Raw genomic sequence first — 23,036 nt, forward strand, 5'->3', positions numbered from 1 at the left:
GGCGCACGGCGGACTGCTGTCCCTGCTGGTGCGCAACGGCGACGCGCTCGCGATGCGCCCGGCGCTCACCGGTGACTGGAAGGCCGCGCTGGCCGGGGACACCCCACCCCGTCGCGACGCCACCGCCCTGACGCGCGCCATCGCGCGGGGTGCGGCCGGGCCGGGGGCACGCAGGGGTGTCCCCGCAAGGACGAGCGGTCACCACCGGGCGCACTGTCCGACCGGGCCGCGGCCGCGAGCCGAGGAGACACTCGTGCGGGACCCCGGCCCGGCCGCGCCCCGCCCACCCCGACCCCGGTCACGGCTCAGCCCGGGATCAGGCCGTCGTCGTTGAGCATCTCCCGCACCTCGTCCAGGCTCGCGTCCGGCGCGGGCAGGATCAGCTCGGAGGGCGCCAGCTCCGCGTCCGGCAGCGGGCTGCCGAGCCGGCGCACGGCGTCGAGGAGGCCGCCCAGCGTCCGCCGGAAGCCTTCCTCGTCCCCGTCCTCCATCTCCGCCAGCAGTTCGTCGTCCAGCGCGTTCAGCTCCGCGAGGTGCTCGTCGCCGAGCCGGACCTGGCCTTCCCCCATGATGCGGACGATCATGACGGACCCCGTTCTACTGCTTGTCGAAGCGGTGCTGGGGGTGCGGCTGCTGCGCGTTGCCCGCGCCGCCGCCCTCGATGGCCTGCTGCTGGGCGGACGGGCCGCCCGCCAGTTCCTGCTTCATCCGGGCGAGCTCCAGCTCCACGTCCGTGCCGCCGGAGAGGCGGTCCAGTTCGAGCTGGATGTCGTCCTTGGAGCCGAGGCCGCTCTGGTCGTCCAGGGCGCCGGAGGCGAGCAGCTCGTCGATCGCGCCCGCGCGCGCCTGGAGCTGCGCGGTCTTGTCCTCGGCGCGCTGGATGGCGAGGCCGACGTCGCTCATCTCCTCCGAGATGCCGGAGAAGGACTCCGCGATCCGGGTCTGCGCCTGGGCCGCGGTGTAGGTGGCCTTGATGGTCTCCTTCTTGGTGCGGAAGGCGTCCACCTTGGCCTGGAGGCGCTGCGCCGCGAGGGTCAGCTTCTCCTCTTCGCCCTGGAGGGTCTGGTGCTGCACTTCGAGGTCGCTGACCTGCTGCTGGAGCGAGGCGCGGCGGGAGAGGGCCTCGCGGGCCAGGTCCTCGCGGCCCAGGGCGAGGGCCTTGCGGCCCTGGTCCTCCAGCTTGGCGGACTGTCCCTGGAGCTGGTTGAGCTGGAGCTCCAGGCGCTTGCGGGAGGTCGCGACGTCGGCGACTCCGCGGCGCACCTTCTGGAGCAGTTCCAGCTGCTTCTGGTACGAGTAGTCGAGGGTCTCGCGCGGGTCCTCGGCCTTGTCAAGGGCCTTGTTCGCCTTCGCGCGGAAGATCATCCCCATACGCTTCATGACACCGCTCATGGGCTTCGCGCGCCCCCTTCTGAAGGACTTCGGCTCGTGGTGACCTACAGAACCCACAGTACGGGCCCTGTCTCCATTACCGCACTGTTCGAGTGCGGATGCGCTCCTCCTCCAGGACGACCTCCGCTCCGCCCCGTCAGGCTGAAGGAGTAGGTGGCCCCCCGGGAGGCGGGCGCGGCGGGCGGACCCGCCACCGGTTAAGACGCCCGCCGTTGCGGGATCGTTCCCCGCCGGGGTGGGGGCCATGCCCGCAACCACGTACGCTTGGTTTCGTGTTTGGTAGCCGCTCCTCCAAGGAAGAGAAGGCCGCCGCCACCGACAAGGTGAGCGCCGACCTCTCGCAGACCCGTGACCCGCAGGCCCCGAAGGGCCGCCCGACGCCGAAGCGTGCTGTGGCCCAGTCGCAGCGCAAGGCCGTGGTGGCCTCGACCGGCAATCGCAAGGAGGATGCCAAGCGCAACCGTGAACGTCGCCGGGAGGCGATGACCAAGCAGCGCGAGGCCCTCGCCAACGGCGACCAGCGTTACCTGCCCGCCCGCGACAAGGGTCCGGTGCGCAAGTTCGCCCGCGACTTCGTCGACTCCCGCTTCTCCGTCGCCGAGATGTTCCTGCCCCTCGCGGTGATCATCCTGGTGCTGAGCATGGTCCGGGTCCCGTCGATCCAGAACATCGCCCTGCTCCTGTGGCTCGGCGTGATCGCGCTGATCATCGTCGACTCGATCGGCCTGTTCATCCGCCTGCGCAAGGCGCTGAACACCCGCTTCCCGGACGAGCCCAAGCGCGGCGCCGTCGCCTACGGCCTGATGCGCACGCTCCAGATGCGCCGGCTGCGCCTGCCGAAGCCGCAGGTCAAGCGCGGGGAACGGCCCTGACCGGAGCGTCGCCCGCAGCCGCGGGCGACGGCTTCGCGGGCGGTGCCCGGCTGTGGCTGGAGGGACTGGGGGGCCTGCGCAACGCGGTCCGTCAGGAACTCGTTGGCCGTCAGGTCGACGAGCAGATCGCCCAGCGCTTCCCGGTCGGGCAGCGCCTGCGCGTCCTGGACGTCGGCATGGGCCAGGGCACCCAGGCCCTGCGCCTGGCCCGGGCCGGGCACATGGTGACCGGTCTGGAGCAGGACCCCGGCATGCTGGCCGTGGCCCGCGAGGCGCTGGCCGCCGAGCCGGCCGGGATCCGCGACCGGGTCCGGCTGATGGAGGGCGACGGCCGGGAGACCGGCGCGCACTTCCTGCCCGGCAGCTTCGACGTGGTGCTCTGCCACGGCGTGCTGATGTACGTACCGGAGTCGGACGGCATGCTCGCCGGGCTGGCCCGGATGCTGGCGCACGGCGGACTGCTGTCCCTGCTGGTGCGCAACGGCGACGCGCTCGCGATGCGCCCGGCGCTCACCGGTGACTGGAAGGCCGCGCTGGCCGCCTTCGACACCGTCGACTACACGAACCGGCTGGGCCTGGACGTGCGCGCCGACCGGTTGTCCGCGCTGACCGGGACCCTGTCCGGGATCGGCGCGCCGCTGCAGTCCTGGTACGGCGTACGGGTCTTCACCGACGGCAGCGAGGCCGGCGAGGTGCTGCCCCCCGAGGGTGAGCTGGAGCTGTTGCTCGCCGCCGAGGACCGGGCGGGCCGTACCGATCCCTACCGCGGGGTCGCGGCGCTGCTGCACCTGTGCGGGGTCCGGGGCTGACCCCGGGCCGGAGCCCGATCCGGGTCCGGGGGCGTTCCCCCGGACCGGACGGCCGGCTCAGGCGTTCAGGGCCTCGCGCAGACTCATCGTGTAGAGCTCGGTGCCGCCGTCGTCGGACAGCTTCACCCGCTCCGTGCCGCCTTCGAGCAGTTCCTTCCAGTACTCACCGATCCAGGACTCCGCGTCGCCCTGCGTGGTGAACTCCTCCGGCGCCACCGCCGGGGTCGACTCGCCGCCCTCGGCCGTCTCGAACCGCCACGTCCACGCCATGTCCGCCTCCGTTGCTCGTCCGGCACCCGTCCGGTACGCGTCCGGGTGCTCCCCGTGAGTCTGCCCGCAGAGTAGCCGGGCGCGCACCACTCCCGCCGACGCGGGAGGATCATCCGTGTGGAACTGACTCTGCTGGGCACCGGCACACCCGAAGGACTGCCCCGCCCCGGCTGTCCCTGTGCGGCCTGCGCCGTCTCCGTGGGCACCCGGGTGCGGGCCGCGACCGCCGTACTGGTGGACGGTGCGCTCCTGCTCGATCTCACTCCCGGGGCCGTGCTGGCCGCCGCCCGGGCCGGACATTCCCTGGGCGGCGTCCGTCAGGTGCTGCTGAGCCATCCGCACGACGGGCCCGCGGTGGAGCTGCCGCCGGGGCTGCCCGCCGCCGGCCGGGTGCCGGACGGCCAGCGGCTGGCGGTGATCAGCGGGCACCGGGTGCGGGCGGTGGCGATGGACGCGCCGGGCACCGGCTACGAGGTGGTCGGGCCCGACGGGGACCGGATGCTGTACCTGCCGCCCGGCGGGGCGCCCGCCGGGACCAACGGGACGGCGGAGCAGCCGTACGACATGGTCCTGCTGGACGTGCTGGGGCGGCCCGAGGCGCTGGCCCGGCTGCGGGCGAGCGGCGCGGTCGGCCCGGCCACCGACGTGATCGCCGTGCACCTCGACCACGACGTGCCGCCCGGCCGGGAGCTGGCCCGCCGGTGCGCGGCGACCGGTGCGCGGGCGGTGCCGGACGGGACCACGCTGATCGTCGGCGCCTACCACGCGGTGCCGGACCTGCCCCGGCGCACGCTGGTGTTGGGCGGGGCCCGGTCGGGGAAGTCGCTGGAGGCGGAGCGGCGGCTGGCCGCCTTCCCCGAGGTGCTCTACGTCGCCACGAGCGGCACCCGCGAGGGTGACCCGGAGTGGGCGGCGCGGGTCGGGCTGCACCGGGAGCGGCGGCCCGGCAGTTGGCAGACCGTGGAGACCTGCGAGCTGGTGGAGCTGCTCGACGCCGACGAGGCGCAGGGCCCGGCGCTGCTGATCGACTGCCTGGCGCTGTGGCTGACGGACGCGATGGACCGGGCCGGCGCCTGGGACGACGCGACGTGGGCGGGCGGCGGGCAGAAGGAGCTGCGCCGGCGCACGGCCGAGCTGGTGGCCGCCGTGCGCGCGACCCGGCGCCGGGTGGTCCTGGTGAGCAACGAGGTCGGCGCCGGGGTCGTCCCGGCGACCTCCTCGGGGCGGCGGTTCCGCGACGAGTTGGGGCGGTTGAACGCGGCGGTCGCGGCGGAGTGCGAGCACGTCCTGCTGGTGGTGTCGGGCCAGCCCCTGGCGCTCAAGGACTGACGTACCGCCAGGTCCGGGCCGGGACCCGGCGGGTCTCGGCCAAGGGCCCGTCAGGTCTCGGCCAGGGCCGCCGGGGGCCGCCCGCCGGAGCCGCCGCGCGGGGCGCGGACCCGCGGGCGGGCGGGGCACGGAGCGGCGCCCGGGCACGGGTACCCTTCGGCAGATGACCACGCTGAATCTCGACGACTTCTCCGATCTGATCGAGCGTCCCGACGGGGGCGTCCGGCGTGACGCCGAGGATCGCCGCGAACGGCTGGCCGTGCCCGCCGGGGCGCTCGGGCGGCTCGACGAGCTCGCCGAGTGGCTGGCGGCCGCGCAGGGCCGCGTACCGGTCGCTCCGATCGTGCGGCCGCGCGTCGTGCTGTTCGCCGCCGACCACGGGATCGCGGCCGAGGGCGTCTCGGCGCGCCCCGCCTCCTCCGCCCACCTGCTGGTGCGGTCCGTGCTCGACGGGAACAGCCCGGTGTCGATCCTGGCCGCCCGCTTCGGCGCGGGGCTGCGGGTCGTGGACGCGGGCCTGGACTGCGATCCGGGGCTGCTGCCCGAGGACGTGGTCAAGCACCGGGTCCGGCGGGGCAGCGGGCGCATCGACACCGAGGACGCGCTGACGATCGAGGAGGCGCGGGACGCCATCGCCCTCGGCATCGCCATCGCCGACGAGGAGGCCGACTCCGGTACGGACCTCGTGGTCCTCGGTGACCTCAGCGTCGGCGGGACCACGGTCGCCGCCACCCTCGTCGCCGCGCTGTGCGGTACGGACGCCTCGGTGGTCACCGGGCGCGGTGGCGCGCCCATCGACGACCTGACCTGGATGCGCAAGTGCGCGGCGATCCGCGACGCGCTGCGCCGGGCCCGCCCGGTCCTGGGGGACCAGGTGGCGCTGCTCGCGGCGGTCGGCGGGGCGGACGTCGCCGCCATGACCGGGTTCCTGCTCCAGTGCGCGGTGCGGCGCACGCCGGTGATCCTCGACGGGATCGTCTCGGCGGCCTGCGGGCTGGTGGCCCAGCGGGCCGCCTTCCGGGCCCCGGACTGGTGGTTGGCGGGACAGGCGAGCGGCGAGCCGGGACAGGCGAAGGCGCTGGACCGGATGGCACTCAACCCGGTGCTCGACCACGGCGTCTCCGTGGGAGAAGGAACCGGGGCGTTGCTCGCCCTCCCCCTGGTCCAGGCGGCCGCCGCGCTCGCGGCGGACCTCCCGGAGCGGACGACCGGGTCCGACGGGCCGGCCGAAGGGGCCGAGCCGTCCGCCGGCCCTTCGGCCGGTCCGCCGCAGTAGTGGGTCGGGAAACCTCAGCGCCCTGACCAGGCCGGGGTCTTCCGACGCTCCAGGGGAAGGCGGGCCCCATATCATCGCTTTCCATGGGAGAGGTCCGTTTGACCAGCGCAGATTCCGTCCGGAACACCGACCGAGGACCCGGCGGCGATCCGAGCGGCAGGAAAGACTCCGGCACGGACGCCGGAAAGTCGGGGGGCGGCCGGGAGACCGGCAGGGGGAGCGCCCGCTCACGGCGCAGCGCCGCGTTCGCGGTGTGGTACCTGCGCGCCGTCACCTTCATCAACTTCCTCAGTGCGGTGTGGCTTTCGCTCGGGCAGGACCTGCGCGACCACAACACCGCCGACTTCTACACTCCGTACCTGCTCACGGCCGGTTTCGCGTCCGGCCTGTTCTCGTTGCTGCTCGCGGTGACGATGGGCCGCCGCAAGCGGGCCGCGTGGATCCTCAACCTGGTGCTCAGCGGGCTGCTGTTGCTCGCCTTCGCCCTGGTGACCTTCACCTCGTACTATCCCGAGTTCCGTCAACACACCCAGAACTGGGTGTCGCTGGCGCTGACCGCCGCCTTCGTCGGGGCGCTGTTGCTGGGGCGCAAGGAGTTCTACGCGCGCGGTGACCGCTCGAACCCGAAGCTGGCGACCGTGGTCGGCGCCGTGGGCCTGCTGCTGACCTCGCTGGTCGCGGCGCTGCTGGTGGGGGCGACCAACCACGCTCCGGACCAGTCCGAGGTGACGTTCTTGACCCGCTGGCGCTACGGCGCGATGCGGCTGGTCACCCTGGCCCCCGACGACCAGGCGCTGAGCGGGATCACCACGCCCGGCTGGGTGGACGTCTTCATCAACGTGATGTCGACGGTGCTGCTGCTGGCGGTGCTGTTCGCCGCCTTCCGGTCCCGCCGGGCCGTGGATCCGATCACCGAGGCCGACGAGGAGCAGCTGCGCGCGCTGCTCGCCAAGCAGGGCGACCGCGATTCGCTGGGCTACTTCGCGCTGCGCCGGGAGAAGAGCGTCATCTGGTCCCCCACCGGCAAGGCCGCGGTGACCTACCGGGTGGTCGGCGGTGTCTCGCTGGCTTCCGGCGACCCGATCGGCGACCCCGAGGCGTGGCCCGGGGCGATCGAGCCGTGGCTGGCGGAGGCCCGGGAGCACGGCTGGGTGCCCGCGGTGATGGGCGCGAGCGAGGAAGCGGGCACGATCTACGCCCGGCACGGTCTGGACGCCCTGGAGCTGGGCGACGAGGCGATCGTGGAGACCGACGAGTTCACGCTGGAGGGCCGCGCGATGCGGACCGTCCGGCAGGCCTACAACCGGGTCAAGCGGGCCGGGTACGAGGTCCGGATCCGGCGGCACGCGGACATTCCGAACGACGAGATGGACGTCCTGCTGCGGCGGGCCGACGACTGGCGCGACGGTGCGACCGAGCGCGGCTTCTCGATGGCGCTGGGCCGGTTGGGTGATCCGGCGGACGGCCAGTGCGTGATGCTGGAGTGCACCGACGGCAAGGGCGACCTGCGGGCCGTGCTGTCGTTCGTACCGTGGGGGCCCAAGGGCCTCTCGCTCGACCTGATGCGCCGTGACCGGGATTCCGAGAACGGCCTGATGGAGTTCATGGTCATCGAACTCCTGGAGCGTTCCAAGGAGATCGGGGTCACCCAGGTCTCGCTGAACTTCGCGATGTTCCGTTCCGTCTTCGAGCGCGGCTCCAAGCTCGGCGCGGGGCCGGTGCTGCGGATGTGGCGCTCGCTGCTCAGCTTCTTCTCGCGGTGGTGGCAGATCGAGTCCCTCTACCGGGCCAACGCCAAATACCGGCCGATCTGGGAACCGCGGTTCATGCTCTTCGAGAAGAGTTCGGACCTGCTGCGGATCGGTATCGCCGCGGGCCGGGCCGAGGGCTTCCTGGAGGCTCCCGGCCTGCCGAAGTGGCTGCACCGCAGACACCTGGAGACGCGCCGTTGACCCTGCCGACCACCGCCTCCCTGAGGCGGTTCGCCCGCCGTGAGTGGGGGCCCCTGTACTGGACCGTGCGGGACACGCTCGTCGCCAAGGGGTGGCGGGCGGTCCCGATGTCGCTCGGCGCGGTCGCTCTGACCTCGATCTTCCAGATCGTGCAGAACCAGTCGTGGGGCTTCCAGCCGGTGCAGAACCTCGGGTCGGTGAAGGCCGCCGACCCTCTGTGGCTGGCCCTGATCCGGACCCCGCTGTCGCTGTTCGTGCCCGCCCTGGACCTGCCGGTGTGGGGCGCGCTGCTCCAGATGCTGCTGGTGTTCGGGATCGCGGAGATCTGCATCGGCTGGTGGCGGACGCTGCTGATCGGGTACGTGGCCACGCTGGCCGGTACGACGTACGCGCGGATCGGGCTGTCGCTGAGCCCCGAGCACCCCTTCGGGCTGCCGCTGACGGACCGGGTGGTGAACGACACCGGGCCGTCGGCGGCGGTGGTGGGGCTGGCGGTGTTCGTGTGCTGGCGCTACCGGGCGTACGTCACCGGGGGGCTGGTGATCGCCGTCATGATCATCGAGGTGATCGTGAAGAACAACCTGGCGGGCAAGGAACACCTGGCGGCCATCACCGCCGTGATGGTGGTGTGCGCGGTCCGCGCGAAGTGGGGCCCGGACCGGCGAAACGTCCCTCCGGGCCGTAGGCCCCCGCCGCCCGGGGCGCCGCCCGCCCGTTCCTCTTCGGGCGGGCCGCAGGCCGTACCGTAGGTTCCCGTGACCACACCCTTCGGGCCGTCCGTGGCCGGCACCCGGCAGTGGATGCGCGCGCACCCGCTCGCCACCGATGCCCTGGTCGCCCTCGGGGCGTTCGCCACGATGCTCCTCGGATCCTTCGCCGACCCGCACGGACCGCACGGGCAGCCCACCTTCGGCACCCGCGTCCCCCACCTGCTGTCGCTGATCCTGATGATCCTGGCGGCGGCGGCCCTGGTGCTGCGCCGCCGCCACCCGCGCGCCGTACTGGCCGCGACCAGTGCGCTCACCCTGACCGAGCTGGTCACCGGGGAGCCCCGGGCGCCCGTCGCGATGGGCGCGGTGGTCGCCCTGTACACGCTGGCCTCCCGCACCGACCGGCCCACGACCTGGCGCGTCGGCCTGCTCACGATGGCCGCGCTGACGGGCGTGGCGATGCTCGCCGGGCCGCTGCCCTGGTACGCGCAGGAGAACCTCGGGGTGTTCGCCTGGACCGGGATGGCCGCGGCGGCCGGGGACGCCGTCCGCAGCCGGCGCGCCTTCATCGACGCGATCCGCGAGCGGGCCGAGCGCGCGGAGCGCACCCGCGAGGAGGAGGCCCGGCGCCGGGTCGCCGAGGAGCGGCTGCGCATCGCCCGCGACCTGCACGACGTGGTGGCGCACCACATCGCGCTCGTCAACGTGCAGGCGGGGGTGGCCGCGCACGTCATGGACAAGCGGCCGGACCAGGCCAAGGAGGCCCTCGCGCACGTCCGCGAGGCCAGCCGCTCCGCGCTGAACGAACTGCGGGCCACCGTGGGCCTGCTGCGCCAGTCCGGCGACCCGGAGGCCCCGACGGAGCCCGCGCCGGGGCTCGCCGTGCTGGACGCGCTGGTGGACACCTTCCGCCATGCCGGGCTGCCGGTGGACGTGATCGTCCAGCTGGGTCCGGACCCCGAGCCCGCGCTGCCCGCCGCCGTGGACCTGGTGGCGTACCGGGTGATCCAGGAGGCGCTGACGAACGTGCGCAAGCACGCCGGTCCGGGCGCCCGCGCCGAGGTCAGCGTGGTCCGGGTCGGGGGCTCGGCCGAGGTCACCGTGCTCGACGACGGCGGCAGCGGCGCGGACCCCTCGCCGCCGCCGGTGGACCCGGGCGGCGGCCACGGGCTGCTCGGCATGCGCGAGCGGGCGGGCGCCCTGGGCGGCTCCTGCTTCGCCGGGCCCCGCTACGGGGGCGGCTACCGGGTGCACGTCATCCTGCCGGTGTGAGCGGGGCCCCGGCCCGGCTCAGCAGGCCTTCCGCCAGGCGTCCAGGTCGTACTTCTTCTGCAAGGAGCTGATCCCCAGTTCCTTGGAGCGCGCGCAGAACCGGCCGAGCGCCAGCTCGTACTCCACGTGGAAGACCGCCTTGCCCGCCGCCACGAAGGGGCTCAGCCGCTCGCACTCCCCGTACTGCGCGCACTGCTCGTTGACCGCGAAGTCGAAGTCGCCGACCAGCTGCGGGATCTGGTCCAGGTCGTTCTTGAGGCCGACCGCGAGCCCCCGGTCGTGCGCCAGCTTCGCGATGAGCCGGTTGTAGCGCAGCTGGTCCTCGGCGGTCAGCGGGAAGCCGGACGCGTTGCGGTAGCCGTCCATGTTGTCCGGTTCCACCGCGTCGAAGCCCTTGTCCCGGCACATGTCGAAGCGCTTGGCGATCAGCGGTTCCAGCTCCGTCAGCCGCCGCACGTCCAGCCAGCGCTCCCCTTCCCAGCCGTTGCCCTTGCCGAGCATGTCCGCGGGGAAGCCCGCCGCGTCCGGCCGGAAGTCCTCCCACGCGCCGGTCGACAGGTAGCAGATCACCTCCCGGCCGTCCTTCTTCAGCCCCGCGACCTGCTCCTTGGTGGTGGTGAACCCGTCCACGTCGTAGACCGGCGCGTCCACCGAGGTGTCCAGCTTCCCGGTGAGCTGCCACTGCCAGCCGAGGCCCGGCTTGGGCTGCCAGCGCTCCCCCGGCGCCCGGCTGGGCGCCGGGCCCGGGCCGGGGCCGTCCCCGCCGTCCCCGCCGTCGTCCGGGCCCGCCGTGCAGGCCGCGAGGAGCAGCAGCGGCAGCAGCCAGAGCAGCCGCCGGCCCCCCGTTCCCGCGGCGAGCGGTCTCCTCATCCTGCGGCCTCCAGTGCGTACGGCAGGGTCCCCCACGGGTGCGCCCCGGTGCCCGGGACCGCGCAGTGCACCGCCGCCCCGCGCTGCGCGGCCAGTTCGGCCGCGGGAGCGCCCGGCGGGACCGCGTACACCAGGTGGCAGAACCGCTGGGCGGGATGGTCGGCGGTCCACGGCGGCACCGCGGCCGCGTCCCGGTAGGCGTCCCACGGGCCCTCGAAGGTGACCAGCAGATCGGCGAGTTCGGCGTACCCGGGGTGCGGGTGCACCCCGTGGTTGAGTACGAGCGTACGGGCCCCGGCGGCCCGGGAGGCGACGGCGAGCCGCCGGTAGTGGCCCAGCCGCTCCCCCTCGGCGGACACCTGGTCGAGGAAGGCCCCGTCCGTGCCGTACCACTCGCGGTGGCGCAACAGGTCCTGGACGACGGCCGCGTGCGGGCGCCGCCCGTAGTCGGTGTCGGCGTAGCCCAGGACGGGCACGCCGGCCGCGCGCAGCCGCTCCGCGACCGCGGCGAACCGCTCGTCGGGAGCGGCGCCCGGACCGCTGTCGGGGTTGAGCACCACCGAGTGCAGCCGACCCGCGGAGCGGATCAGGGCCTCCCAGGCCTCGGGCCGGTCGGCGGGGTGCTCGTACAGGGGCACCAGCAACATGTCTTCCTTCACTTCCCTCTGATCGGGTCAGCGGTGCGCCGTGGCACGGCCGAGGAGTACGCAGACCAGCCCGGCCAGCGCCGCTGCCGCCGCCCCCGCCACCACCAGCTGGACCAGCCGGGGCTGGCCGAAGCCGGTCAGCAGGGCCAGGCTCTGCGCCCCGGCCGCCCCCGCGCACACCCCGGCGGCGGCGCGCACCGCGCCGAAGGACTGGAGCAGCAGCCCGGTCCACATCACGGTGCCCAGCAGCAGCAAGGTCGCCACCCGGACCCCGGTGAGCCCGGGCGCCCCGGTCCACAGCAGGGTTCCGGCGATGCCCAGGACGAGGAGCACCGTCAGGTACGCGGCCAGGCACTCGGCCAGGGTCAGCACCATCCGCCCCCAGAACGCCCGGGGCGAGCGGGCGGCCCGCAGCCCCGCGAGGGAGCCGCTGCGGAAGCGGTGCAGGAGCCATTCGGCGGGGCCCATGCTGAGCGTGAGGGCCACCGCCGAGGGGGCCGCGACCGCCTCGGCGGGGCCGCCCGCGAGCACCTCGCCGAGGGCGGCGTAGAGCACGAGCAGGCCGGTGCCCAGGCCGAAGACCCCGAAGGGCACCGAGTCCCCGAGCCGGGGGCCGCGCGGTGCGAACTCCTCCTCGGCGCCCCGCAGCATCCGCCAGCGGACCGTCCCCTCGCCGGGCCCCCGCCGGAGCCGGTCGCGGACCCGGCGGGCCGCCGTGCGCACCCCCTCGACCAGGGGGAGCTCGCGCAGCGCCAGGGCGCAGGCCTCGAGCAGCGACAGCAGCAGCAGGGCCACCCGCAGCGGGGTCGCCAGCCCCACGACCAGCGACACCACCGCGCCCGCCGCCATCGGCGCCAGCGCGCACAGCAGCAGCCGTTCCCGGCCGAGCACGAGCAGGACCGTCGCGGCCCCGACGTAGACGGCCTGCCCGGCGGCGAAGGCGTAGGAGAAGGCGGGGCCGCCGGGCACCGCCAGGGCGGCCGCGCTGCCCAGCAGGGCGCCCGCCGGGGCGCCGACGAGCAGGGTCCGCCCGGCGGCGGCCCGGTCGCCCAGGCCCAGCCAGGAGTAGGCGCGGTGGGACAGCGTCTGGTCCCAGACCCAGCCGATCAGGGCCCCGGCCAGCAGGGTCAGCGTCCCGGCGGGCAGCCCGAGCCGGTCGGGCGGCCCCTCCAGCAGGGGCGCGCCCAGGACGTAGGCGAGCCCGGGCAGGGCGAAGATCAGCCCGCGCAGCAGGCAGGCGGTGAGGGAGACCTTCCAGGGGTCGGGGGTCTCGGCCGGTTCGGGGAAGGAGCGGGGCACCCGGGCGTACAGCTCCTCGGCGAGGCCGAAGGAGTCCTGGCGGCCGTAGGCGAGCCGGATGTGCTCGTCGGTCATGCCGTCGGATTCCAGGACGGCGGCGATCTCGTCGGGGTGCACGGCGGCCGCGATGAAGGGGGCGAGCCGCTCGGCGAGTTCCTCCATCGGGTCGCCGGCGGGCGCCCCCGCCCCGGCGCGCCGGGGACGGGGGATCGCGGGCAGGGTGTCGCCGCCGGGCGTCTTGAGCCAGAGGGAGCCGCTCACCACAGGCTCCCGTCGGCCGCCAGTTCGCGGTACCAGGGATCGGCGAGCCGCTGGGTCCAGTCGTCCCCGGCGTGGACGGGCAGCACGGGCTGGCCGGCGAGCTCCCGGTAGATGTGCCGGAAGCCGTCGACGGAGCGGTGGAGGGTGAACTTCTCCACGACCCGCCTGCGCGACCGGCGGCCGAGCTCCGCGCGGCGGGCGTCGTCGCGCAGCAGCGCGAGGGTGGCCTTGGCCATCAGCTCCGGTTCGCGGGGCGGTACGACGAGACCGGTGTCGCCGACGGCCTCGCGGACCCCGCCGACGTCGGTGGAGACGGTGGTGCGCCCGCAGGACATGGCCTCGATGATGCTGAAGGGGAAGCCCTCGCTGATGCTGGAGAGCATCACGATGCTGCCCGCCGCGTACGCCCGGGCGACGTCGTCGATGCGGCCCTCGTAGGAGATCCCGTCGGTGACCCCGAGTTCGGCCGCGAGCTTCTCCAGGCTCGTCCGGTAGTCCTCGCAGCCCGCGGGGACGGGCCCGAAGAGCCGCAGCCGCAGGGCGGGGAGCTCCGCGCGCATGAACGCGTAGGCACGGATGAGGGTTTCGAGGTCCTTGATCGGGTCGATGCGCCCGCACCAGCTGAGGGTGGGGACCGCGGGCTCGGGTCCGGCGTCGGGGAAGGCGTGCGGGTCGACGCCGTTGTAGACCGTGCGGATCTTCTCGGAGGGCGCCCCGCCGCGCTCCTCCCAGCGCCGGTTGTACTGGTTGCACGGGGTGATCAGGTCGGCCTGGCGGTACCCCTCGCCGTTCAGCTCGCGGTAGAAGGCCAGCAGCAGGGCCTTGACGGGCCAGCGCTGGGCGGCGGTGCGGTAGCCGAGGTAGCGCTCGCGCAGGTAGATGCCGTGCTCGGTGAGCAGGAACGGAACCCCGTCCAGGCGTTTGGCGGCGAGCGCCGGGAGGGTGGCGAGGCCGCTGCTGACGGCGTGCGCGACGCTGTCGGGCGGGATCCGGACGGCGAGCGGGCGCAGCGCGTGTTCCAGCAGGTCGGTCGCGGTGAGCGCGTCGTGGATGGTGGGGGCGGCGCCCGCGGTGGGCAGCTCCGGGCGGGTCCACACGGCCATGAGGGTGCGCAGGACGGATTCGGAGCGCAGGGCGGTGGTGAGCCGACCGGCCCGGGCGTGCACGGCGAGTTCGCGCAGGGCGGCGGAGAAGGCGGCGTTGTCGGGGCCGGGGCCGGGGTCGAGCAGGGAGAGCAGGAACTGTTCGTAGGTCTCGGTGAAGCGGCGGTGGGCCTTGCCCCGCGGGACCCAGCGGCGGCCGCGGACGGGGGCCTGGCCCCACAGCGGCACGATGGTGTGCCGGTAGACGTTGCGCGGCAGTTCCCAGGTGACCGGCTCGCGACCGGAGCCGGTGAGGGCTATGACGTTGAAGTCCACCTCCGGCATCCCCCGGACGAGCTGGTCGCACCAGGTGCTGACGCCTCCGTGGACGTGTGGATAGGTGCCTTCGGTGAGCATGGTGACGTGACGCCCATGACTCATGCGGTGTGTCCCCCCAGGACGGAAAAGGGGCCGGCGCCCGTGGGTTCGCGGAGCGCCGGCGCTGTGGTGCGGCGTGCGTGTCGTGTGCTGATCGCGTGCTGCGGGTCGTGCGGGCGCCGTTCAGCCGTGGCAGGTCGGCCGGGTGCGCCGGTTCGGCTGAGTGCGCCGGTTCGGCCGGGTGCGCCGGTTCCGTCGGTCGCGGCGGTGCGGTCGGCCGGAACGGTTCAGCTGGGCAGCTTGAGCGTCACCGCGGACTGGAGGGCCTCCGGCGCGGTCCAGTCGGACCGGTTGCCCGCGTAGGCGGTGCCGAAGACGGAGGTGCCGAGCAGCAGCTGCTTCTTCGTGCCCTCGGGGACGGTGACCGGCGCGACGACGCCGCTGGGGGCCTTGACCGTGACGTCGGTGCCGATGCGGTACGCGGTGACCTGGCCCGCGGCGATCGCCTTGGCCCAGGCGGTCCGGCGGCTCAGCTCGACGCCGGAGTCCTTCTGGCTCTGGTTCACGATCGGGGTGCTGGGCGCGTACAGGGTCCGGTAGGTGTCGAGGACCTGGTTGAGCACCGGGTAGAGGGTGCGGTCCTCGGCGAGGTTGGCCTGGTGGACGTAGTGCGGCCGGGGGTCGTTGGAGAGCACGTGCCGCAGGGCGGTCCGGGCCTCCTGGGGGACGATGTAGTTCAGGAAGCCGGTGTTCGCGTCGAGGGGGGCCGGCAGGCAGGTCGAGGTCGCCGGGTTGTCCTCGCACAGGCCGCTGCCGCCGTCGGCGCGGCTGGTGTAGATCCAGTTGTACTCGTCGGCCATCTCCGCGTTGGTGCCCGTGTTGTAGTACACGTTCATCGGGTACCGGGGGACGGTCTGGGCGGCGCCGACGGCCCGCATCTCCGGCTCGCGGGAGTTGTCGCTCGCGGTCCACTTCACGCCGTTGTCGGCGAGCGCCCCGGCCAGGTTGGGGTTGTCCACGGGCTGCTGGGGCGCCACCTTGAGGCCCGAGTGCTCACCGGTGACCAGCTCGGAGCGGTCGGTGGTGATGCCCTTGGACGCGGCCCAGTTGTTGTTGTCGCTGATCTGCTTGGAGATGTCGGCCCGGGTGGTCCACTGGATCGCGCCCTGCGCGTTGGTCTTGCAGGTCCAGGGGTTGGTGTCGACGTTCTGCAGGCACCCGAGGAACAGGTGCGTGTAGGTGTGGTTCACCCAGCGGTACTTCGCCTTGTCCGCGATCAGCTGGGCGGCGAGCGGGTCGGCGCCCGCGTGCTCGCTCTTCCACTCCTCGCCCGCGCCGGCGTTGAAGACCATGTCGAGCTTGAAGTCCTTGCCCGTCTGCCACTGCGCGAGGTACTGCGCGTCGGCGGCGGTCATCCGGATGTCGCTCTCCTGGCCCGCGCCGCCCGCACAGGCGTAGTCGCCCGGCGTGCAGTTGAGGTCCTTGCTCCAGCGCGCGTCCGGTGCCAGCACGTCGTCGACGTGGACCGCGAAGTAGCTCCGGCTCCGGCCGAGGTGGACGCCCTGGGTGAGCCACTCGACGATGCCCCGGGCCAGCAGCCTGAACTGCTGCTGGTACTGGTTGTACCCGAAGGTGACCACCAGTTCCTTGCGCCCGTCGTGGGCGTACTCGCCGAGGAGCGAGGCCCGTCCGGAGCCGACCGGGGCGTCGAGGTAGCTGGTGTAGCCGGCCCGCGGCCTGGCCATGAAGCCGTAGCTCTCGGGGATCAGCGGCGAGTTGTCCTCGAAGGCGACCTGGCCCCCCAGGTACCCGAAGGGACCGGCCTTGCCCGCCGTCGTGACGGCCGCCTGGGTGCCGTCGAGCGTCCCGCCGTAACCGCCGTTGTCGGTGTACTCCAGGCCGACCTCCGGGTGCGCCCAGGTGTAGGCGTCCACCTGGCGGATGCCGTACGTCGTCTCGTAGGCGCTGAGCGCGGTCATCTCGGCCGAGCCCGCTCCGAACGGGTTCTCGTTCGGCAGCACCACCCCCTGGAACTTGGCGCGCGGGCGGCCGTCGACCGTGTCGGCGAGGTACGCCGCGTTGATCACCGGGCGGCTGCTGCTGCCCAGGTCGATGCGGGTGAACGGAACCCCGGTGCTGGTGAGTTCCGCGGTGATCGCCTGCACGGAGCTGCCGCCGTCGTCGACGACCAGCACCTTCAGGTCGATCCGTGGTGCCGTGGCCGCCTGGGCGGTCGCGGCGGGTACTGCGACGGACATCAGGGCCGTCGCGGCCATGGCGGCGGCGACCCTGTTCATCCGGTTCTTGTTGACCATTTCGGCCTTTCCCCCCGCAGGCTCCCCACGACCACGACCATGGCGGACGGCCGAATCGAGGAGGCTCTGTGGAAATCATGCAAAGGGACCCCGCGTCCCCTTGCGAGAGTGGCTCGAGTCTCTCGGACCTCGTCAGGTCTAATCGGCAAACCTGTAACACAGGCCACAGATGGGTGAACCGTCCAGCGTCTTGATCGAACAACTTGCCAAACCTTCGAGTGACGTACGGACGAGTGCGTACGCGTAGGCTCATTTCTGGCGGCCGCCGAGCCGGAATACGATCGCTGCCGGAACGGCCGGCGACCCCGACCCGACCGCAGCCCCACACCACATAGACGGAAGCGAGACTTCACCACCGTGACTGCTCTGACTCTCAGCACTGCCGGCGCGGCGACGCTGCGCGCCGACGCCCTCGTGGTCGGCGTGGCGAAGGGCCCCAAGGGCCCCGTAGTCGCCGCCGGCGCCGAGGCCGTGGACAAGGCGTTCGACGGAAAGCTGGGCACCGTGCTCGAAGCCCTCGGTGCCTCCGGCGCCGAAGGCGAGATCACCAAGCTGCCCGCCCCGGCCGGCCTGAAGGTCCCGGTCGTGCTGGCGGTCGGGCTCGGCTCGGTCCCGGACACGGACGAGTCCTACGACGAGGAGGCGCTGCGCCGCGCTTCCGGCGCCGCCGCACGCGCGCTGCACGGCACCAAGAAGGCCGCCTTCGCGCTGCCGCTGGACGACGCCTCCGCCGTGACCGCGGTCGCCGAGGGCGCGCTGCTCGGCGCGTACGCCTTCACCGCCTACCAGGGCGGCGAGAAGAAGGGCGCGAAGAACTCCGGTCCCAAGCAGCCCCTCGCCGAGGTGGCGCTGCTCGGCGCCAAGCCCCGCGACAAGGAGCACAAGGCCGCGGCCGAGCGCGCCGTGGTCGTGGCCGCCGAGGTCAACATCGCCCGTGACCTGATCAACACCCCGCCGAACGACCTCACCCCCGAGGCCTTCGCCGCGGTCGCCTCCGCGACCGCGAAGGAGAACGGCATCAAGGTCCAGGTGCTGGACGAGAAGGCGCTCCTCAAGGGCGGCTACGGCGGCATCATGGGCGTCGGCAAGGGCTCCGAGAACCCGCCGCGCCTGGTGAAGCTCTCCTACACCCACGCCAAGGCGGAGAAGACCCTCGCCTTCGTCGGCAAGGGCATCACCTACGACTCGGGCGGCATCTCGCTCAAGCCGGCCGGCCACAACGAGACGATGAAGTGCGACATGTCCGGCGCCGCCGCCGTGTTCGCCGCCGTCGTCGCGGCCGCCAAGCTGGGCCTCCAGGTCAACGTCACCGGTTGGCTCGCGCTCGCCGAGAACATGCCCTCCGGCTCCGCCACCCGCCCCGGTGACGTGCTGCGCATGTACAGCGGCAAGACCGTCGAGGTCCTCAACACGGACGCCGAGGGCCGCCTGGTCCTGGGCGACGCGCTGACCAAGGCGTCCGAGGAGAACCCGGACGCGATCGTCGACGTCGCGACCCTGACCGGCGCGATGGTGCTGGCCCTGGGCAACCGGACCTTCGGCATCATGGCCAACGACGACGCCTTCCGCACCTCGATCCACGAGATCGCCGAGGAGGTCGGCGAGGCCTCCTGGCCGATGCCGCTCCCCGCCGACCTGCGCAAGGGCATGGACTCCCCCACCGCCGACATCGCCAACATGGGCGAGCGCATGGGCGGCGGCCTGGTGGCCGGCCTCTTCCTCCAGGAGTTCGTGGGCGAGGGCATCACCTGGGCGCACCTGGACATCGCGGGTCCCGCCTTCCACGAGGGCGCCCCCTACGGCTACACCCCCAAGGGCGGCACCGGCTCCGCCGTGCGCACCCTGGTGCGGCTGGCCGAGCGCACGGCCACGGGCGACCTGGGCTGACGCACCGCTCACCCCTGGTGAACGGACGGTGAGGACGCGCCCCCGGGACCTGATCGAAGGTCCCGGGGGCGCTCTTCGCCCGGCGTTCACTTCCGCCCTGTTCACTCTCGACGAAAATCCGCTGCGCTCCGTAGGTTTCTACGCCTCGGTAACCGTCGGTTCGGGCAGAACGCCCCGTCCCACCCCGGGCCCGGCGTCCCGTGTTCCCCCGACAAATGCGAAGATGGGTTCTCGGCAGGACAGGGCCCCCACCACAGGGCCGAAGAAAAGCGGCCGATTACCAGCCGCCGCCCGGTCCCAGAGGACCGGCGCCCGGCGCACATGCATGGAGGACGTGACGTGGCGAACGACGCCAGCACCGTTTTCGACCTAGTGATCCTCGGCGGTGGCAGTGGCGGTTACGCCGCGGCGCTGCGGGCCTCCCAGCTGGGTCTCGACGTTGCCCTGATCGAGAAGAACAAGCTCGGTGGCACCTGCCTGCACAACGGATGTATCCCCACGAAGGCCCTGCTGCACGCGGGCGAGGTCGCTGACCAGGCTCGCGAAGCGGGCCAGTTCGGTGTCAAGGCCACCTTCGAGGGCATCGACATCGCCGGTGTCCACAAGTACAAGGACGAGGTCATCTCGGGCCTGTACAAGGGTCTGCAGGGCCTGGTCGCCTCGCGCAAGGTGACCTACATCGAGGGAGAGGGCCGCCTCTCCTCCCCGACTTCCGTCGACGTGAACGGCCAGCGCGTCCAGGGCCGCCACGTCCTGCTGGCGACCGGCTCCGTGCCGAAGTCGCTGCCGGGCCTGGAGATCGACGGCAACCGCATCATCTCCTCGGACCACGCGCTGGTCCTGGACCGCGTGCCCGAGTCCGCGATCATCCTGGGCGGCGGCGTCATCGGCGTCGAGTTCGCCTCGGCGTGGAAGTCCTTCGGCACCGACGTCACCGTCGTCGAGGGCCTCAAGCACCTCGTCCCGGTCGAGGACGAGAACAGCTCGAAGATCCTGGAGCGCGCGTTCCGCAAGCGCGGCATCAAGTTCAACCTCGGCACCTTCTTCCAGAAGGCCGAGTACACCGAGACCGGCGTGCGCGTCACGCTGGCCGACGGCAAGACCTTCGACGCCGAGGTGCTGCTGGTCGCCATCGGCCGCGGCCCGGTCTCGCAGGGTCTGGGCTACGAGGAGCAGGGCGTCGCGATGGACCGCGGCTACGTCCTGGTCGACGAGTACATGCAGACCAACGTGCCGACCATCTCGGCCGTCGGTGACCTCGTCCCGACCCTCCAGCTCGCGCACGTCGGCTTCGCCGAGGGCATCCTGGTGGCGGAGCGTCTGGCCGGTCTCAAGACCGTCCCGATCGACTACGACGGCGTCCCGCGCGTCACGTACTGCCACCCCGAGGTCGCGTCCGTCGGCATCACCGAGGCCAAGGCCAAGGAGATCTACGGCGCGGACAAGGTCGTGGCCCTCAAGTACAACCTGGCGGGCAACGGCAAGAGCAAGATCCTGAAGACCGCGGGCGAGATCAAGCTCGTCCAGGTCAAGGACGGTGCCGTGGTCGGCGTCCACATGGTCGGCGACCGGATGGGCGAGCAGGTCGGCGAGGCCCAGCTGATCTACAACTGGGAGGCTCTGCCGGCCGAGGTCGCGCAGCTCATCCACGCGCACCCGACCCAGAATGAAGCGCTCGGCGAGGCCCACCTGGCCCTGGCCGGCAAGCCGCTTCACTCCCACGACTAATCCACAGTCACGGGCGCGACGACCACTTCCGCACTTTCGTTAGGAGCAACTGAAACCATGTCGGTTTCCGTAACCCTTCCGGCGCTCGGTGAGAGCGTCACCGAGGGCACCGTCACCCGCTGGCTGAAGGCCGAGGGCGAGCGCGTCGAGGCCGACGAGCCGTTGCTCGAGGTCTCGACCGACAAGGTCGACACCGAGATCCCCTCCCCCGTCTCCGGTATCCTGGCCTCCATCAAGGTGGCCGAGGACGAGACCGTCGAGGTCGGCGCCGAGCTGGCCGTCATCGACGACGGCAGCGGTGCCCCGGCTCCGGCCGCGGCCCCCGCCGCCGAGCCGGCCGCCGCCGAGGCCCCCGCGGCCCCGGCTCCGGTCGCCGAGGCCCCGGCGGCTCCGGCCCCCGTGGCCGAGACCCCCGCCCCCGCCGCCGCGCCCGCCGCGTCCGGCACCGATGTCGTGCTCCCCGCCCTGGGCGAGTCCGTCACCGAGGGCACCGTCACCCGTTGGCTGAAGCAGGTCGGCGAGTCGGTCGAGGCCGACGAGCCGCTGCTGGAGGTCTCCACCGACAAGGTCGACACCGAGATCCCGGCGCCCGTCGCGGGCACCCTGCTGGAGATCCTGGTCGCCGAGGACGAGAACGCCGAGGTCGGCGCTCGCCTGGCCGTCATCGGCGTGGCGGGCGCGGCTCCCGCGGCCGCCCCGGCCGCCGCCGCCCCGGCTCCGGCCGCGGCTCCGGCCCCGGTCGCGGCTCCCGCCCCAGTCGCCGCCCCGGCACCCGTCGCCGCTCCGGCTCCGGTCGCCCCGGCCGCTCCGGCCCCCGTGGCCGCCCCGGTCGCGGCTGCGGCTCCGGTCGCCGCTCCGGCCCCGGTCGCCGCTCCGGCGCCCGTCGCTCCCGCCGCGCCGGTCTCCGCCGGTGACGAGGGCGCGTACGTGACCCCGCTGGTGCGCAAGCTCGCCTCGGAGTCCGGCGTCAACCTGTCCGCGGTGACGGGCACCGGTGTCGGTGGCCGCATCCGCAAGCAGGACGTCCTGGCCGCCGCCGAGGCCGCCAAGGCCGCTGCCGCCGCTCCGGCTCCGGCCGCCGCTGCCGCCCCGAAGGCCGCCGCTCCCGCGGCCGCCGTCTCGGAGCTGCGCGGTCAGACGGTCAAGATGACCCGCATGCGCAAGGTCATCGGCGACAACATGATGAAGGCGCTGCACTCGCAGGCGCAGCTCAGCTCCGTGGTCGAGGTGGACATCACCAAGATCATGAAGCTGCGCGGCCAGGCCAAGGACTCGTTCCTGGCCCGTGAGGGCGTCAAGCTCTCGCCGATGCCGTTCTTCGTCAAGGCCGCGGCCCAGGCGCTGAAGGCCCACGCGGTCGTCAACGCCCGGATCAACGAGGACGAGGGCACGATCACCTACTTCGACTCGGAGAACATCGGCATCGCCGTGGACTCCGAGAAGGGCCTGATGACCCCGGTCATCAAGGGTGCCGGTGACCTCAACCTGGCGGGCATCTCCAAGGCGACCGCCTCGCTGGCCGCCAAGGTCCGCGGCAACAAGATCACGCCGGACGAGCTGTCGGGCGCGACCTTCACCATCAGCAACACCGGCTCGCGCGGTGCGCTGTTCGACACCGTCATCGTGCCGCCGAACCAGGTCGCCATCCTGGGCATCGGTGCCACGGTCAAGCGCCCGGTGGTCATCGAGACCGCCGAGGGCACGAACATCGGCATCCGCGACATGACGTACCTGACCCTGTCCTACGACCACCGCCTGGTGGACGGCGCGGACGCGGCCCGGTACCTCTCGGCCGTGAAGGCGATCCTGGAGGCCGGCGAGTTCGAGGTCGAGCTCGGCCTCTAGCGACACCGCTGCTGTAACGAGCCTCACCGTCGGCGCCCCCGTCCGGAATACTTCCGGGCGGGGGCGCCGCCGTATTCTCTAGGGCATCGGGCGGCTCCCCCCTCGGGCGGCCCGTGTCCGGTCCGCCCGGCCCTGCACACCGATCAGGAGATGAAGACCCGATGATCACGCCACCCGTGGTGCACTCGCTGCGCGAGCAGATCCGCGAGCACATCGTGGAGGGGATCGTCAGCGGGCGCTGGAAGCCCGGCGAGCGGATCGTGGAGCGCCGGATCGCCGTCGAGCTGGAGGTCAGCCAGACGCCGGTGCGCGAGGCCCTGCGCGAGCTGGAGACCTTGCGGCTGATCGAGTCGGCGCCGAACAAGGGCGTGCGGGTGCGCAACCTCTCCGCGGCCGACCTGGAGGAGATCTACCCGGTCCGCGCGGGCCTGGAGCAGATCGCCGCCGAGCTGGCGGCGCCCCGCCTGGCGGCCGACTGCACGGCCCTGGAGCCGCACGTGGCGGCCCTGTGGGAGGCCGACCGCAGCGAGGACGGCACGGCGCAGGTGCGGCACACGGTGGGCTTCCACCGGGAGCTGGTGCGGGCCGCCGGGAACAGCGTGCTGCTGCACACCTGGGAGAGCCTGGGCATCGAGGTGTTCACGGCCCTGTCGATCCGTTGGCTGGGAACCGTGCAGAAGTCGTACGCCGAGGAGCACGCCTCGCTCGTCGAGGCCTTCCGCAACCGCGACCCCGAGATCGGTCTGCTGGTGAAGCGGCACGTCCTGGGGTGCGCTCCGCGCGCCTGAATTGACCTGATTTGCCCGGCACCGGGTGCCTTGATTCATGGCACCCGGTGCCGA

19 protein-coding genes and 1 pseudogene are annotated in these 23,036 nt (G+C 73.0%); 12 read left to right on the forward strand and 8 right to left on the reverse strand.

Annotated elements, in window-relative coordinates; all coding sequences use genetic code 11:
- Positions 1-104 (forward strand): annotated as a pseudogene (locus ACFWAR_RS33715) (SAM-dependent methyltransferase); the annotation flags it as partial.
- Positions 105-305: 201 nt separating this feature from the next.
- Here ACFWAR_RS33715 and ACFWAR_RS33720 read toward each other — a convergent pair.
- A complete protein-coding gene (locus tag ACFWAR_RS33720) occupies positions 306-584 on the reverse strand; it encodes a hypothetical protein (RefSeq protein ID WP_385785655.1) in 279 nt (92 codons plus the stop codon).
- 13 nt (positions 585-597) lie between these two features.
- Positions 598-1,392: a PspA/IM30 family protein gene (locus ACFWAR_RS33725; protein ID WP_354383709.1), complete on the reverse strand. Its 795-nt coding sequence runs from the start codon at positions 1,390-1,392 to the stop codon at positions 598-600.
- Positions 1,393-1,664: 272 nt separating this feature from the next.
- Between ACFWAR_RS33725 and ACFWAR_RS33730 the strand changes: the two genes are divergently transcribed.
- Both ACFWAR_RS33730 and ACFWAR_RS33735 read left to right on the forward strand, forming a co-directional pair.
- Complete coding sequence (locus ACFWAR_RS33730; RefSeq protein WP_354383710.1) at positions 1,665-2,264, forward strand: DUF3043 domain-containing protein; 600 nt, start codon at positions 1,665-1,667, stop codon at positions 2,262-2,264.
- A 65-nt stretch (positions 2,265-2,329) separates the two neighbouring features.
- The gene (locus ACFWAR_RS33735) at positions 2,330-3,073 is read left to right on the forward strand and encodes a class I SAM-dependent methyltransferase (protein ID WP_385785702.1); all 744 of its coding nucleotides are present in this window, start codon (positions 2,330-2,332) and stop codon (positions 3,071-3,073) included.
- Positions 3,074-3,130: 57 nt separating this feature from the next.
- Here ACFWAR_RS33735 and ACFWAR_RS33740 read toward each other — a convergent pair whose 3' ends face one another.
- Entirely contained in the window at positions 3,131-3,343 is a 213-nt protein-coding gene (locus ACFWAR_RS33740) for a hypothetical protein (RefSeq protein WP_385785658.1), read from the reverse strand.
- Positions 3,344-3,460: 117 nt separating this feature from the next.
- Here ACFWAR_RS33740 and cobU point away from each other — a divergent pair, with 117 nt between their 5' ends.
- The 5 genes from cobU (at position 3,461) to ACFWAR_RS33765 (ending at position 9,882) form a co-directional block, all read left to right on the forward strand.
- A complete protein-coding gene (gene cobU / locus ACFWAR_RS33745; RefSeq protein WP_385785661.1) occupies positions 3,461-4,672 on the forward strand; it encodes a bifunctional adenosylcobinamide kinase/adenosylcobinamide-phosphate guanylyltransferase in 1,212 nt (403 codons plus the stop codon).
- A gap of 163 nt (positions 4,673-4,835) precedes the next feature.
- A complete protein-coding gene (gene cobT, locus ACFWAR_RS33750; RefSeq protein WP_385785664.1) occupies positions 4,836-5,948 on the forward strand; it encodes a nicotinate-nucleotide--dimethylbenzimidazole phosphoribosyltransferase in 1,113 nt (370 codons plus the stop codon).
- Positions 5,949-6,199: 251 nt separating this feature from the next.
- Positions 6,200-7,900 carry a phosphatidylglycerol lysyltransferase domain-containing protein gene (locus ACFWAR_RS33755; RefSeq protein WP_385785705.1) on the forward strand — a complete coding sequence of 567 codons (1,701 nt, stop codon included), beginning with the start codon at positions 6,200-6,202 and terminating at the stop codon, positions 7,898-7,900.
- Positions 7,901-7,902: 2 nt separating this feature from the next.
- Positions 7,903-8,649, forward strand: a complete 747-nt coding sequence (locus ACFWAR_RS33760; protein WP_385785708.1) for a hypothetical protein — start codon at positions 7,903-7,905, stop codon at positions 8,647-8,649.
- A gap of 51 nt (positions 8,650-8,700) precedes the next feature.
- On the forward strand, positions 8,701-9,882 hold the full coding sequence (locus ACFWAR_RS33765) for a sensor histidine kinase (protein WP_385785710.1): 1,182 nt from the start codon (positions 8,701-8,703) through the stop codon (positions 9,880-9,882).
- An 18-nt stretch (positions 9,883-9,900) separates the two neighbouring features.
- On the opposite strand, the gene ACFWAR_RS33770 is transcribed toward ACFWAR_RS33765, so the two are convergent.
- From ACFWAR_RS33770 to ACFWAR_RS33790, 5 genes are all read right to left on the reverse strand, one after another.
- Positions 9,901-10,752, reverse strand: coding sequence for an endo alpha-1,4 polygalactosaminidase (locus ACFWAR_RS33770; RefSeq protein WP_385785666.1), 852 nt, complete (start codon positions 10,750-10,752; stop codon positions 9,901-9,903).
- Complete coding sequence (locus ACFWAR_RS33775) at positions 10,749-11,399, reverse strand: spherulation-specific family 4 protein (RefSeq protein WP_385785669.1); 651 nt, start codon at positions 11,397-11,399, stop codon at positions 10,749-10,751. The genes ACFWAR_RS33770 and ACFWAR_RS33775 overlap by 4 nt, the downstream gene beginning before the upstream one ends.
- Positions 11,400-11,426: 27 nt before the next feature.
- Complete coding sequence (locus ACFWAR_RS33780; protein ID WP_385785672.1) at positions 11,427-12,959, reverse strand: hypothetical protein; 1,533 nt, start codon at positions 12,957-12,959, stop codon at positions 11,427-11,429.
- Positions 12,956-14,482: a GT4 family glycosyltransferase PelF gene (pelF, locus tag ACFWAR_RS33785; protein ID WP_385785675.1), complete on the reverse strand. Its 1,527-nt coding sequence runs from the start codon at positions 14,480-14,482 to the stop codon at positions 12,956-12,958. The genes ACFWAR_RS33780 and pelF overlap by 4 nt, the downstream gene beginning before the upstream one ends.
- A gap of 224 nt (positions 14,483-14,706) precedes the next feature.
- Positions 14,707-16,734 (reverse strand): hypothetical protein, encoded by a 2,028-nt coding sequence (locus ACFWAR_RS33790; protein ID WP_385785678.1) that lies wholly within the window; start codon positions 16,732-16,734, stop codon positions 14,707-14,709.
- A gap of 357 nt (positions 16,735-17,091) precedes the next feature.
- On the opposite strand from ACFWAR_RS33790, the gene ACFWAR_RS33795 reads away from it, so the two are divergent.
- The 4 genes from ACFWAR_RS33795 (at position 17,092) to ACFWAR_RS33810 (ending at position 22,982) form a co-directional block, all read left to right on the forward strand.
- Positions 17,092-18,621 (forward strand): leucyl aminopeptidase, encoded by a 1,530-nt coding sequence (locus tag ACFWAR_RS33795; protein WP_385785681.1) that lies wholly within the window; start codon positions 17,092-17,094, stop codon positions 18,619-18,621.
- Positions 18,622-18,960: 339 nt separating this feature from the next.
- Entirely contained in the window at positions 18,961-20,349 is a 1,389-nt protein-coding gene (gene lpdA / locus ACFWAR_RS33800) for a dihydrolipoyl dehydrogenase (RefSeq protein WP_330330062.1), read from the forward strand.
- 57 nt (positions 20,350-20,406) lie between these two features.
- Complete coding sequence (sucB, locus tag ACFWAR_RS33805; RefSeq protein ID WP_385785684.1) at positions 20,407-22,194, forward strand: 2-oxoglutarate dehydrogenase, E2 component, dihydrolipoamide succinyltransferase; 1,788 nt, start codon at positions 20,407-20,409, stop codon at positions 22,192-22,194.
- A 164-nt stretch (positions 22,195-22,358) separates the two neighbouring features.
- Entirely contained in the window at positions 22,359-22,982 is a 624-nt protein-coding gene (locus tag ACFWAR_RS33810) for a GntR family transcriptional regulator (RefSeq protein WP_354383738.1), read from the forward strand.
- The last annotated feature ends 54 nt before the right edge of the window (positions 22,983-23,036 follow it).

It is taken from the genome of Streptomyces sp. NPDC059917, from assembly GCF_042730635.1.
GTDB lineage: Bacteria > Actinomycetota > Actinomycetes > Streptomycetales > Streptomycetaceae > Streptomyces.

Bases quoted from the DNA above. Each gene is read 5' to 3' on its own strand.
- ACFWAR_RS33720 (WP_385785655.1), bottom strand. From the start codon at position 584: ATGATCGTCCGCATCATGGGGGAAGGCCAGGTCCGGCTCGGCGACGAG.
- ACFWAR_RS33725 (WP_354383709.1), bottom strand. From the start codon at position 1,392: ATGAGCGGTGTCATGAAGCGTATGGGGATGATCTTCCGCGCGAAGGCG.
- ACFWAR_RS33740 (WP_385785658.1), bottom strand. From the start codon at position 3,343: ATGGCGTGGACGTGGCGGTTCGAGACGGCCGAGGGCGGCGAGTCGACC.
- cobT (WP_385785664.1), top strand. From the start codon at position 4,836: ATGACCACGCTGAATCTCGACGACTTCTCCGATCTGATCGAGCGTCCC.
- ACFWAR_RS33765 (WP_385785710.1), top strand. From the start codon at position 8,701: ATGCGCGCGCACCCGCTCGCCACCGATGCCCTGGTCGCCCTCGGGGCG.
- ACFWAR_RS33770 (WP_385785666.1), bottom strand. From the start codon at position 10,752: ATGAGGAGACCGCTCGCCGCGGGAACGGGGGGCCGGCGGCTGCTCTGG.
- ACFWAR_RS33775 (WP_385785669.1), bottom strand. From the start codon at position 11,399: ATGTTGCTGGTGCCCCTGTACGAGCACCCCGCCGACCGGCCCGAGGCC.
- pelF (WP_385785675.1), bottom strand. From the start codon at position 14,482: ATGAGTCATGGGCGTCACGTCACCATGCTCACCGAAGGCACCTATCCA.
- ACFWAR_RS33790 (WP_385785678.1), bottom strand. From the start codon at position 16,734: ATGGTCAACAAGAACCGGATGAACAGGGTCGCCGCCGCCATGGCCGCG.
- sucB (WP_385785684.1), top strand. From the start codon at position 20,407: ATGTCGGTTTCCGTAACCCTTCCGGCGCTCGGTGAGAGCGTCACCGAG.